At 76.8% G+C, this 11,969-nt stretch carries 11 protein-coding genes and 1 riboswitch; of the genes, 9 read left to right on the forward strand and 2 right to left on the reverse strand.

Annotated features, from left to right (window positions below; translation table 11 throughout):
* The first annotated feature begins 9 nt into the window (after positions 1-9).
* Positions 10-468 (forward strand): GNAT family N-acetyltransferase, encoded by a 459-nt coding sequence (locus ACIGNX_RS20365; RefSeq protein ID WP_396542218.1) that lies wholly within the window; start codon positions 10-12, stop codon positions 466-468.
* On the opposite strand, the gene ACIGNX_RS20370 is transcribed toward ACIGNX_RS20365, so the two are convergent.
* Positions 422-1,600 carry an 8-amino-7-oxononanoate synthase gene (locus ACIGNX_RS20370; RefSeq protein WP_396542219.1) on the reverse strand — a complete coding sequence of 393 codons (1,179 nt, stop codon included), beginning with the start codon at positions 1,598-1,600 and terminating at the stop codon, positions 422-424. The genes ACIGNX_RS20365 and ACIGNX_RS20370 overlap by 47 nt on opposite strands.
* 36 nt (positions 1,601-1,636) lie before the next feature.
* Here ACIGNX_RS20370 and ACIGNX_RS20375 point away from each other — a divergent pair, with 36 nt between their 5' ends.
* Positions 1,637-2,869, forward strand: a complete 1,233-nt coding sequence (locus ACIGNX_RS20375; RefSeq protein WP_396542220.1) for a cytochrome P450 — start codon at positions 1,637-1,639, stop codon at positions 2,867-2,869.
* Here ACIGNX_RS20375 and ACIGNX_RS20380 read toward each other — a convergent pair.
* The gene (locus tag ACIGNX_RS20380; RefSeq protein WP_396542221.1) at positions 2,789-3,688 is read right to left on the reverse strand and encodes a zinc-binding alcohol dehydrogenase family protein; all 900 of its coding nucleotides are present in this window, start codon (positions 3,686-3,688) and stop codon (positions 2,789-2,791) included. The two genes, ACIGNX_RS20375 and ACIGNX_RS20380, sit on opposite strands and share 81 nt — an antisense overlap.
* A gap of 102 nt (positions 3,689-3,790) precedes the next feature.
* Between ACIGNX_RS20380 and ACIGNX_RS20385 the strand changes: the two genes are divergently transcribed.
* From ACIGNX_RS20385 to ACIGNX_RS20415, 7 genes are all read left to right on the forward strand, one after another.
* Entirely contained in the window at positions 3,791-4,354 is a 564-nt protein-coding gene (locus ACIGNX_RS20385) for a TetR/AcrR family transcriptional regulator (protein ID WP_396542222.1), read from the forward strand.
* Positions 4,355-4,403: 49 nt separating this feature from the next.
* A riboswitch (cobalamin riboswitch) is annotated at positions 4,404-4,500 on the forward strand.
* A gap of 56 nt (positions 4,501-4,556) precedes the next feature.
* Positions 4,557-6,539 (forward strand): putative cobaltochelatase, encoded by a 1,983-nt coding sequence (locus ACIGNX_RS20390; protein ID WP_396542223.1) that lies wholly within the window; start codon positions 4,557-4,559, stop codon positions 6,537-6,539.
* An 88-nt stretch (positions 6,540-6,627) separates the two neighbouring features.
* Positions 6,628-7,242, forward strand: coding sequence for a cob(I)yrinic acid a,c-diamide adenosyltransferase (gene cobO, locus ACIGNX_RS20395; RefSeq protein ID WP_396542224.1), 615 nt, complete (start codon positions 6,628-6,630; stop codon positions 7,240-7,242).
* Positions 7,239-8,612, forward strand: coding sequence for a cobyrinate a,c-diamide synthase (locus tag ACIGNX_RS20400; RefSeq protein WP_396542225.1), 1,374 nt, complete (start codon positions 7,239-7,241; stop codon positions 8,610-8,612). Before cobO ends, ACIGNX_RS20400 begins: the two co-directional genes overlap by 4 nt.
* A gap of 65 nt (positions 8,613-8,677) precedes the next feature.
* On the forward strand, positions 8,678-9,775 hold the full coding sequence (locus ACIGNX_RS20405) for a cobalt-precorrin-4/precorrin-4 C(11)-methyltransferase (RefSeq protein ID WP_396542226.1): 1,098 nt from the start codon (positions 8,678-8,680) through the stop codon (positions 9,773-9,775).
* A gap of 1 nt (position 9,776) precedes the next feature.
* Positions 9,777-10,679: a hypothetical protein gene (locus tag ACIGNX_RS20410; RefSeq protein ID WP_396542227.1), complete on the forward strand. Its 903-nt coding sequence runs from the start codon at positions 9,777-9,779 to the stop codon at positions 10,677-10,679.
* Complete coding sequence (locus ACIGNX_RS20415) at positions 10,676-11,938, forward strand: cobalamin biosynthesis protein (protein ID WP_396542228.1); 1,263 nt, start codon at positions 10,676-10,678, stop codon at positions 11,936-11,938. Before ACIGNX_RS20410 ends, ACIGNX_RS20415 begins: the two co-directional genes overlap by 4 nt.
* The last annotated feature ends 31 nt before the right edge of the window (positions 11,939-11,969 follow it).

Consider the following 11,969-nt stretch of genomic DNA (forward strand, 5'->3'; position numbering starts at 1 on the left):
CACGGTGAGGTGCGCTCACACCCGTACCCGGCGACGCTGCGCCGGCAGTGGTCGGCCGACCTGACCCCCGACCAGCTCTACGCCGTGCTCAAGCTGCGCTCCGACGTGTTCGTGGTGGAGCAGAACTGCCCCTACCCCGAGCTGGACGGCCGCGACCTCGAACCGGGGACCCGCCACTTCTGGCTGGAGCCCGACGACTCGCCCGCGCCCGGGGCGTACCTGCGGCTGCTGGAGGAGCCCGGCGGCGCGTTCCGCATCGGCCGGGTCTGCACGGCCCGCGCCGCCCGCGGCCGCGGCTACAGCCGCCGGTTGATGGAGGCGGCGCTGGCCGAGGTCGGCCGGGCCGACTGCGTGCTGGACGCGCAGACCTACGTGGCCGACTTCTACGCGTCGTTCGGCTTCCGGCCGCAGGGCGCGGAGTTCATCGAGGACGGGATACCGCACCTGCGGATGCGCCGGTCTCCGTGATCACCCGCACGGCCCGCTCGACGTCGGCCTCGGACAGGTCGGCACGGGCGGTCAGGCGGAGCCGGGAGATCCCGTCGGGCACCGACGGCGGCCGGAAGCAGCCGACGACCACGCCCTGCGCGCGGCACGCCTCGGCCCAGCCGAACGCCGCCTCGGGCGACGGCGCCCGCACCGACACCACGGCCGCGGTCGGCGTGCTGACCCGCAACCCGTTCTCCCCCAACCGGAACGCGAGGTCGTGCGCGACCTCCAGCGCCCGCGCGGGCCGTTCCGGCTCCTCGCGCAGCACCTTCAGCGCGGCCAGGGCCGCCGCCGCGCTGGACGGCGCGAGCCCGGTGTCGAAGATGAACGTGCGCGCGGTGTCGACCAGGTGCCTGATCACCCGGCTGGGCCCGAGGACCGCGCCGCCCTGCGCGCCGAGCGACTTGGACAGCGTCAGCGTCGTCACCACGTCGGGCGCCTTGGCCAGGCCCGCCGCGTGCACCGCGCCGCGACCGCCGTCGCCGACCACGCCCAGGCCGTGCGCGTCGTCCACGACCAGCGCCGCCTCGTGCTCGCGGCACGCGGCGGCCAGGTCGGCCAGCGGCGCCTGGTCCCCGTCGACGGAGAACACCGAGTCGGTCACCACCAGGGCCCGCCGCTTGCCGCGCGTGGCCAGCGCGTGCGCGACCTGCGCGACGTCGCAGTGCCCGGCGACCACGACGTCGGCCTTGGACAGCCGGGTGCCGTCGATCAGGGACGCGTGGATGTGCTGGTCGGCGACGATCGCCGTGCCGGGGCCGGACAGCGCGGTGAGCGCGCCGAGGTTCGCCGCGTAGCCGGAGGAGAACACCAGCGCGGACTGCGCGCCGCAGAAGTTCGCCAGCTCGTACTCCAGCTCGGTGTGCAGCTCGGTGGAGCCGGTGACCAGGCGCGACCCGGTGGAGCCCGCGCCCCAGCGCAGCGAGGCCGCCGCGGCGGCGCCCGTCACCCGCTTGTCGCGGGCCAGGCCCAGGTAGTCGTTCGACGCCAGGTCGAGGTTCGTGGAGTCGGCCGGGCGCGGGCGGACCCGGCGGGCCAGGCCCGCCTTCGCGCGGGCCTCGGCGCGCGTGTCGATCCAGTCGAACACCGAGTCACCTGTGCGCACACTCACGCCGGGAGTGTCGCATCCGGCGGCTACCGTGCCGGCGTGGACCTCTTCCAGCCCGATCCCGCCGAACTGCGCTCGTTGCGACGGGACGCGCCGGTCCACCGCGACGAGCGCACCGGGCTGTGGCTGGTCAGCCGCTACGACGACGTGCGCGCCGTGCTGGCCGACCCGCGCCGCTTCCGCCCGGACAACGCGCTGACCGCGGTCGTGCCGATCGCCGGCCCGGTGCTGCGGGTGCTGGCCCGCTCCGGGTTCTCGCTGCCGCCGACGCTGGCCAACAACGGCACCGACACGCACGCCGCCCTGCGCCGGCTGGTGGCCCGCTTCCTCACCCCGGCGCGGGTGGCGGGGTTGCGGGCGCGGATCGCGGAGCTGGCCGCCGAACGGCTGGACCGGCTCGGCGGGCGCGCCGACCTGCACCCGGCCCTGGCCCGGGACCTGCCCGCGATCGTGCTGCTGGAGGTCATGGGCATCCGCGACGTGGACGTGGCGGCGCTCAAGGGGTGGAGCACGGCGTCGCTGGAGCTGTTCTGGGGTGACGTCACGGTCGAGCGGCAGCACGAGCTGGCCGGGCCCGCCGCGGCGTTCCACCGGTGGCTGACCTCCCGGATCAAGGCGGCCGACCCGTCCGACGAGGACCTGTTCGGGGCGTTGCGGGCGCAGGGCGTGCCGGTCCGGGACGCGGCCGGGCTCTGCTACTTCCTGCTGATCGCGGGTCAGGAGACGACGACCCAGCTGCTGTGCGCGGCGTTCCACGCGGTGCTGCGGGAGGACGGGCTGTGGCCCCGGCTGGGCGAACCGGGCTTCGCCGCCGCGTGCGTGGAGGAGGTGCTGCGGCGGGACCCGCCGGTGAGCACCTGGCGGCGGGTCACCGCCGAGCCGGTCACCCTCTCCGGGGTGGACGTCCCGGCGGGCGCCCCGCTGCTGCTGATGCTCGCGGGCAGCGGCTCGGACCCGGAGGTCTTCGCCGAGCCCGAGCGCTTCCGGCCGGGGCGTCCGCGCGGGCGCGGGCACCTGGCGTTCGGCTTCGGCAGGCACTTCTGCCTCGGCGCGGGGCTGGCCCGGCTGGAGGCGGAGGTGGTGCTGCGGGAGACCGCGCGGCGGTTCCCGCGGCTGCGCCTGGCCTCGCTCGACCCGCCGCCGATGCTGGGCCTGCTGTCGTTCCGCGCGCCGTTGAGCGTCGAGGTCGAGCTAGGGGACCAGCACGACCTTGCCGGTGGTGGTCCGGCCCTCCAGCAGTTCGTGGGCGCGGGCGGCGTCGGCCAGCGGTAGCGCCTCGCCCAGCACGGGGCGCAGCCCCAGGTCGAAGACCCGCCGCACGGTGTCCGGGGTGAGGGGGTTGCCGAACCCGAGCACCGCGACGCCCTTGCGGAACACGTCGGACGCGGTCACGTCCAGCGGCTCGCCGCTCGCGAAGCCGAACACGGCGAGCCTGCCCACGCCGTCGCGGAGCAGCTCGAACGACCGCCGCCCGACCGCGCCGCCCACCGACGAGAACGCCACGTCGACCGGCTCGACCCCGGTGTGCCAGCCCGGCTCGCCGTAGTCCACCACCTCGTGCGCGCCCAGCTCGCGGGCCAGGTCGAGCTTGCGCGCGCCGCGCGCGGCGGCCACGACCGTCGCGCCGGCCCGTGCCGCGACCTGCACGAGCAGGCTGCCCACCCCGCCGCCCGCCGCCTCGACCAGCGCCCGCTCGCCCGCCCGCAGCCGGACCGCGTCCGCGGCGGCCACCGCCGTCGCGCCCTGGAGGTACAGCGCCAGCGCCTCGTGGTCGGACACGCTGTCGGGCACCTCCATCGCGTCCTCCGGCAGCACGGCCAGCTCGGCGTAGCCCTCGCCCAGGGCGAACCCGATCAACCGGCGGCCGTCCGGCGCCACCCCGACCACCTCGCCGCCCAGCGCGCCGGGCGCGAGGTCGTACCAGGGCACCACGCGCCCGGCCGCGCCCGACCGGATCAGCGTCTCGCCGTAGTTCACCCCGATCGCCGTGACGCGGACCAGCACCTCCCCCGGCCCGGCGACCGGGTCGGGCACCTCCCGCACCCCCAGCACGTCCGCCGGACCGAACTCCTCGAACCGCACCGCGCGCACAACGCCTCCCCGCGTCAGAAGCGGACCGACGGTCCGCTTGGTTCCGGCTACGATACGGACTCTCGGTCCGCTTCTGTCAAGGCCAGGTCGGGGAGGTCCACGATGCGGAAGGACGCCGCGCGCAACCACGCCGCGGTCCTCACGGCCGCCGCCCGCCTGATCGCCGAACGCGGCCCGGACGGGTTCTCGATGGAGGACGTCGCCACCGCCGCGGGCGTCGGCAAGGGCACGGTGTTCCGCCGGTTCGGCGACCGGGACGGGCTGGTGCGGGCCGTCGTGGACGAGACCTCGCGGGGCTGGCGGGCCGAGTCGCAGGCCCTGCTGGAGGCCGACGACGTCCCGGCGGAGGAGCGGGTGGTCACCTTCGTCGCGACGCTGTTCGACCACGTGGTCGCCGCCCTGCCGCTGGTGGCGGCGCTGGAGCGGGTGACCTCGCGCGGCATCGCCTGCGACGAGAACTCGGTCCTGACGCAGGAGCGCCTGGCGAGCCTGATCGCGCGGGTGCGGCCCGGTTCGGACGCCGACTACCTGGCGCACGCCCTGCTGGCGCAACTGCGCGCCGACGTGCTGCACCACCTGGTCCACCGGTGCGGCCTGGGCGTGCCGCGCGTGCGCGCCGGTGTGATCTCGCTCGCCCGGGGCGTGCTGACCGCCGGGGCGGTGTGATCGTCCTCGCCCGCCGGGGGCTTGGAGCACGACGGGGGAAGTGCGACGATGCCCAGGCTGTAGAGGGGGTGCGCGAGGAAGCCGGTGCGAATCCGGCACGGTCCCGCCACTGTGACCGGACCGAGGAGCCGGGAGTCAGGAACTCGACCCCCGACTCGTCGACCGGACACGGGCGTGGACACCCGAGGAAGGACACCGCCGCATGGGCGCGCGTTTCCCCTTTTCCGCCGTCGTGGGACACGACGACCTCCGCACGGCGCTGCTGCTCAACGCCGTGCACCCCGGTATCGGCGGGGTGCTCGTCCGAGGCGAGAAGGGGACCGCGAAGTCGACCGTGGTCCGCGCGCTCGCCGCGCTGCTGCCCGAGCTGGACGTGGTGCCGGGCTGCCGGTTCGGCTGCGACCCGGCGGCGCCCGCCGACTGCCCCGACGGGCCGCACGGCCCCGGCGTCGAACGGCGGCCCGCGCGCCTGGTCGAGCTGCCGGTCGGCGCGACCGAGGACCGGTTGATCGGCTCGCTCGACTTGGAGCGCGCGTTGACCGAGGGCGTCCGCGCCTACCAGCCGGGCCTGCTGGCCGCCGCCCACCGGGGCGTGCTGTACGTGGACGAGGTCAACCTGCTGCACGACCACCTCGTGGACCTGCTGCTCGACGCCGCCGCCATGGGCCGCGCGCACGTCGAGCGCGAGGGCGTGTCCGTCTCGCACGCCGCGTCGTTCCTCCTGGTGGGCACCATGAACCCGGAGGAGGGCGAGCTGCGCCCGCAGCTGCTGGACCGCTTCGGCCTGACCGTGTCGGTGCGCGCCTCGCGGGACGTGCCGACGCGGACGGAGGTCGTGCGGCGGCGGTTGGCCTACGAGGCGGACCCGGAGGGCTTCGCCGCCCGCTGGGCCGCCGCGGACGAGGAGCTGGCGCGGCGGATCGTGGCCGCGCGCGACCGGCTCGGTGACGTCGTGCTGCCGGACGCCGAGCTGCGCCGCATCGCCGCGATCTGCGCCGCCTTCGAGGTGGACGGCATGCGCGCGGACCTGGTGGTCGCCCGCGCGGCGACCGCGCACGCCGCCTGGCGCGGCGCGACCGAGGTGGCCGAGGAGGACGTGGAGGCGGCCGTGCGGCTGGCGCTGCCGCACCGCAAGCGCCGCGACCCGTTCGACGAGCCGGGTCTGGAGCAGGAGCAGCTGGACGACGCCCTCCGGCAGGGCGCGGAGGCCGCGGCCGAGCCCGAGGACGGTCCCGAGGGCCCCGACGACGACGGTGGCGGCGGGCCGCCGCCCGACCAGCCCCTGCCGGACCCGCCGACGCCGGACCGGGCGTCGGCCGAGGAACCGCCGAAGTCCACTTCGGACGGTGACGGCCCGGCCGCCCGGCCGCACACGCCCGCGCCCGCGTTCCGCGCCCGGTTGTTGCAGGTGCCGGGGGTGGGCGAAGGCGCTCCGGGCAAGCGGTCCCGCGCCCGCGCCCGCACCGGTCGGGTCGTTCGCCCGTCCACTGTGGACGGTTCGGGGCTGCACCTCGTCGGCACGCTCGGCGCGGCCGCACCGCACCAGGCGGCCCGCGGCCGAAGCGGCCCCGGCCTGGAGCTGCGCGCCGGTGACCTGCGGCGGTCGGTGCGCGAGGGCACGGAGGGCAACCTCGTGCTGTTCGTGGTCGACGCCTCCGGTTCGATGGCGGCGCGCAAGCGCATGTCGGCGGTCAGCGGCGCGGTGGTCTCCCTGCTGCGCGACGCCTACCAGCGGCGCGACAAGGTCGGCGTGGTCACGTTCCGCGGCCGGGAGGCCCTGGTGGCGCTGCCGCCGACGCACTCGGTCGACGCGGCGGCGGCCCGGCTGCGCGCCCTGCGCACCGGTGGCCGCACGCCGCTGGCCGACGGCCTGCTGCGCGCCCGCCGCGTGCTGGAGGCCGAACGGGTCCGCGACCCGCGCCGCCGACCGCTGCTGGTGCTGCTCACCGACGGCCGCGCGACCGCGGCCGGCACGGGCGGTGACCCGATGCGCGACGCGTTGCGCGCGGCCGGCCTGCTCGCCGCCGACGGCGTCGCGTCGGTCGTGGTCGACTGCGAGCACGGCCCCGTGCGGCTCGGGTTGGCCGCACGGGTGGCGGGCGCGCTGGAAGGCGCGTGCGTGCGCCTGGAAGAGCTGTCCGCGGACCTCGTCGCCGGCGTCGTGCGCGCCGCACGGGCCGCGTAGCGCAGCGCGCTGCAGGGCAGCGTGCGTTCACCCCAGTCCGACCACAACACCGGCGTGCGCGCCGACCGAGCCGCGTAGGAGCCTCGAAGTGCCCCAAGGTCAACCGTCCGTCGTGCCCGCCGACGGGCTCACCACCCGCCAGCGCCGCAACCGCCCCCTGCTCGTCGTGCACACCGGCGAGATGAAGGGCAAGTCCACCGCCGCGTTCGGGCTCGCGCTGCGCGGCTGGAACCAGGGCTGGTCCATCGGTGTCTTCCAATTCGTGAAGTCGGCCAAGTGGAAGGTCGGCGAGGAGACCGCGTTCCGCGCCCTGGGCCGGCTGCACGAGCAGACCGGCGAGGGCGGGCCGGTCGAGTGGCACAAGATGGGCGAGGGCTGGTCCTGGACCCGCAAGCAGGGCACCGAGGACGACCACGCCGCCGCCGCGCGCGAGGGCTGGCGGGAGATCGCCCGCCGGCTCGCCGCCGAGCGGCACGGCCTCTACGTGCTCGACGAGTTCACCTACCCGCTGCACTGGGGTTGGCTCGACGTGGCCGAGGTGGTCGAGACCCTGGCCAACCGGCCCGGTCACCAGCACGTCGTCATCACCGGCCGCAACGCGCCGGACGAGCTCGTCGCGGCCGCCGACCTGGTGGTCGAGATGACCAAGGTCAAGCACCCGATGGACGCGGGCCAGAAGGGGCAGAAGGGGATCGAGTGGTGAACCGGCTGGTGGTCGCCGCGCCCGCGTCGGGCAGCGGCAAGACCACCGTGGCCACCGGCCTGATGGCGGCGCTGCGGCGCGCGGGGGACCGGGTCGCGCCGTTCAAGGTCGGCCCGGACTACATCGACCCCGGCTACCACGCGGTGGCCACCGGCAGGCCCGGCCGCAACCTCGACCCCGTCATGGTCGGCGAGCACCGGGTGGCGGCCCTGTTCGCGCACGGCGCCCGCGGCTGCGACCTGGCCGTGGTGGAAGGCGTGATGGGGCTGTTCGACGGGCGGGTGGACACCGAGGGCCTCGGTTCCACCGCGCACGTCGCCAAGCTGCTGTCCGCGCCGGTGCTGTTCGTGGTCGACGCGCGGGGGCAGAGCCGCAGCCTCGCCGCCCTGCTGCACGGCTTCCGCGGCTACGACCCGACGGTGCGGCTCGGTGGCGTGGTGCTCAACCAGGTCGGCTCCGCGCGGCACGAGCAGGTGCTGCGCGGCGCGTGCGCCGAGGTGGGGCTGGAGGTGCTGGGCGTGCTGCCGCGCGACGACAGGTTCGCGCTGCCCTCGCGGCACCTGGGGCTGGTCACCGCCGCCGAGCACGGGCCCGCCGCCACCGCCGCCGTGGACGCCGTCGCCGAGGCCGTCGCCCGGCACGTCGACCTCGACGCGGTGCGCCGGCTCGCCGCCGAGGTGCCCGCCCTGGCCGTGCCGACGTGGGACGCCTGCGAGGAGGTCGAGCCCGTCGCGGGCAGGCCGACCATCGCCGTCGCGGGCGGTGCGGCGTTCACGTTCGGCTACGCCGAGCACGTCGAGCTGCTCGCCGCGGCCGGCGCGGACGTCGTCGTGGTCGACCCGCTGCGCGACGAGGCGCTGCCCGAGCGCACGGCGGGCCTGGTGCTGCCCGGCGGGTTCCCCGAGCAGTACGCCGCCGAGCTGTCGGCCAACGCCGGGTTGCGCGCCGCCGTGGCGGCCCTGGCCCGCGCCGGCGCCCCGGTGCACGCCGAGTGCGGCGGCCTGCTGTACCTGGCCAACTCCCTCGACGGCGCGCCGATGTGCGGCGTGATCGACGCCGACGGCGCGATGACGCCCCGGCTCACGCTGGGCTACCGCGACGCCGTCGCGCCGCAGGACTCCGTGCTGGCCCGCGCGGGGTCCCGGGTCACCGGGCACGAGTTCCACCGCACCGCGCTGGACGTCCCGCACGGGGCGAAACCGGCCTGGCGCTGGCGCGGCCACGACCTGCGCCCGGTGGCCGAGGGCTTCGTCGTCGGCCGGGTGCACGCGTCGTACCTGCACACGCACCCGGCGTCCGCGCCGGAGGCCGTGACCCGTTTCGTGCGGGCCTGCGCGGGTGGGTCCGCGAGCCCCGAGGCCACTCGTTAGTGGATCGCGCTCGCGCGGTACGGTCCGTGCCCACCAAGCCGAACACGTCGTGGGGAGCAGTTGTGATGACTGGTCGGGTCTCCTTCGTGGGCGCCGGTCCCGGTGCCGCCGATCTCATCACCGTGCGCGGCGCGAAGCGCATGGCGGAGGCCGACGTCGTGCTGTGGGCCCCCAGCGTGGTCGAGGCGGAGTGCGTGCGCGAGCACGCCCGCCCCGACGCCGAGCTGGTCGACTTCTCCCGCGTGCCCGAGGCCGAGGTGGTCGAGGTGTACCGGCGGGCGTCGGTGGCCGGGCTGAGGGTCGTGCGGCTGCACGCGGGCGACCCGTCGCTGTGGGGCGGGCTGCGCGACCAGCAGGAGACGTGCCGTCGGCTCGGCCTGGAGACCGACGTCGTGCCCGGTGTGTCGCCGGTCTCGGCGGCGGCGGCGTCGGTGGGGCGCGAGCTGACCACTTCGGACCGCGCCCAGTCGTTGCTGCTGGTCGGGCCGGAGACCGCCGAGCACGTCGAGGAGTTCGCCGCGCACGGCACCACGATGGCGATCTCCGCGTCCGGCGCGCGGGCCGGCCTGCTGGTGGAGCGGCTGCGCGCGGGCGGGTACGCCGACGACACGCCGGTGGTGGTGGCCTACAAGGTCTCCCTGCCCGACGAGACGGTCGCGCAGACGACGCTGGGCGGGCTGGAGGCGTGCGTCAAGGAGCACAAGCTCTACCGCACCACGCTGTTCCTCGTCGGCGAGGTGCTGGCGCAGCCCGCGTCCCGCCGCCGCGTCGCGGTGGTCGAGGGCGACGAGCCGGTGCGCCGGGCGCGGCCCTCGAAGTGGGCCAAGCGGGCGAGCCGGCCGGTGGCCGAGTCGCCGTCGGCGGCGGCGTGGTCGGCGGTGCACGACTGGCAGGAGACCGCGCGCACCAAGCGCGCCACGGCCAAGCCGAAGCCGGAGCCGGTGGGGGAGCCGCTGCTGCAGCTCGTCGCCGACGCGGCCGAGGAGACCGCGCCGGACCGGGTCGGGGCGGTGGCGGAGGAGGGCCCGGGGCCCGAGGACCGGCCGCGGGGCAAGCCCGTGGTGGCCGCGGCGGCGAAGCGCAAGCCCGCCGCCGTGCAGGCCAGCACGACGCCGCGCAAGCCGACCGCGGCGCGGGCCAAGAAGAACAAGCGCGTGAACTGACGTGGACGTCGTCGCGCTGCACGGTTTCGTCACGCGAGCCGGTCGGTCCTGGGAGGACGTGACCGTCGTGGACGCGGGGGCGGTGGGCCTGCGGCACGCCGCCAACGTGTGCCGGGCCCGGCCCGCGGTCGTCGTCTCCGGCGCGGACCCGGCGGAACTGGCGAGCGAGCTGGCCGGGTGGCGGCGCTCGCTCGTCGTCGAGTCCGCCGACGGCCTGTCCACAGTGGACCCGGCGGACGCGGTGGCGCGCCGGTGGGTGGAACCGGGCGCGGTCCTGTGCCTGGCCGAGCAGTCCTTCGCGCCCGCCGGCGAGGGCTGGGCGCTGCCGGACGGCGACTTCGCGCACCGCGACGGCATGGTCGCCGTCGCCGAGGTGCGGGCGCTGGTGCTGGCCCGGCTCGCCCCGCGCCCCGGCGTGCTGGTGTGGGACGTGGGCGCGGGACCCGGCGCCATCGGCGTCGAGTGCGCCCGGCTCGGCGCGGCCGTCGTCGCGGTGGAGCGCGACCCGGTGCAGTGCGTGCGGATCATCGCCAACGCCTCCGCGCACGGTGTCGACGTGCGGGTGGTCGAGGTCGAGGTGGCCGGGGTCGAGGGTGCCGGGGCAGAGGGCACCGCGGCCGAGGTGGGCGGGGTCGAGGTGGCCGGGGTCGGCCGCCTGCCCCGGCCGGACGCGGTGTTCGTCGGCGGCGGTGGCGCGGACGTGGTGCGGCGGTGCGCGCGGTCCGGCGCCCGGCGGGTCGTGGTGGCGACCCCGGACCTGGACCGCGTGCTGCCCGCCCGGGACGCGCTGCTGGGCGCCGGGTACGAGGTCGAGGGCAGCCAGGTGACCGCCGCGCGGCTCACCGGCGGCACGTTGCTGGCCACCAACCCGGTGACCGTGCTGTGGGGGGTGAAGAAGGCGTGATCGGGGTGTTCGCCGCCGGGGAGCGCGGACGACGGGCCGCCGGCGAGCTGGCCGGGTTCCTCGGGCCGGACGCGGTGGTGCCGGACGGTCCGATCGGGCCCGCGCTGCGCTCGCTGTGGCCGCGGTTGGGGTCGGCGGTGTTCTTCCTCGGCACGGAGGCGACCGTGCGGCTGGTCGCGCCGCTGCTGCGCGACGAGCGGGCGGACCCGGGCGTGGTGTGCGTGGACGGCGGCTTCGCGGTGGCGCTGCTGGGCGGCGCGGACGCGTTGGCCGGCCGGGTCGCCGACGTGCTCGGCGCGCAGGCGGTGACCACGTCGACGTCGGCGGCCTCGCCGCTGGACGAGCTGGTCGAGCTGCTGGACGCCACCGTGGCGGGCGACCTGGCGGCGTGCGGCGAGGCGGTGCGGCTGGGCGAGCCCGTGCGGCTGGTCAACCCGCTCGGCTTCCCGCTGCCCGCGCTGCCGGAGAACGTCGTCGTGGACGGCGGGCACGAGGCGGCGTGGACGGTCTTGGTGGACGACCGCGTGCCCCGCGGGCCGGTGGACGAGCGCGTGGTGCGGGTCGTGCCGCGCACGCTCGTCGTCGGCGTCGGGTCGAGCACGGGCGTGGCCGCCTCGGCGGTGTCGGCGGCCCTGGCGCAGCTGGAGGAGAGGCGCGGGCTGGACCCGAGGGCCGTCCGGGCGTTCGCCACGCTGGACCGCAAGGTCGCCGAGCAGGGCATCGCCGACGCGCTGGAGGACTGGGGCTTCTGGCACGACTCGACCACCGCGCCGCTGCTGTCCTACCCGGGCGAGGAGCTGGCGGTGATCCCGGTGCCGAACCCGGCGGAGCTGGCGATCGGCATCCCGAGCGTGGCCGAGGCGGCGGCGTTGCGGGGCGCGGTGGAGCTGTCCGGCGGCGGCCGGGTGGAGATCGCGGCCGAGAAGGTGAAGGGCGAGGGCGTGACGGTGGCCGCCGCCCGGGTGCTGCCGCGCGGCCGGCTGGCGCTGGTGGGCCTGGGACCGGGTGGCGCGGACGAGCGCACGCCCCGCGCCGAGGCCGAGCTGCGACGCGCGGCGGTCGTGGTGGGCAGCGCCGAGTGCGTGGCCCAGGTGCGGCACCTGCTGCGGCCGGGCACCAGGGTGGCGGCGGACGGGGCGGTGCGGCTGGCCGAGGAGGGCGCCGCGGTGGCGTTCGTCGCGGCGGGCGCCGGACCGGTTGTTGCCGGGCCGGTACGGGCGGATGTCGTCCGCGTGACCGGGGTCGCTCGTCAACTGTGAAGCCGCCAGGCACCGTCGAAAGGCGGTTGTC

The sequence above is a fragment of the Actinosynnema sp. NPDC053489 genome (assembly GCF_044544865.1).
Classification (GTDB): Bacteria; Actinomycetota; Actinomycetes; order Mycobacteriales; family Pseudonocardiaceae; genus Actinosynnema.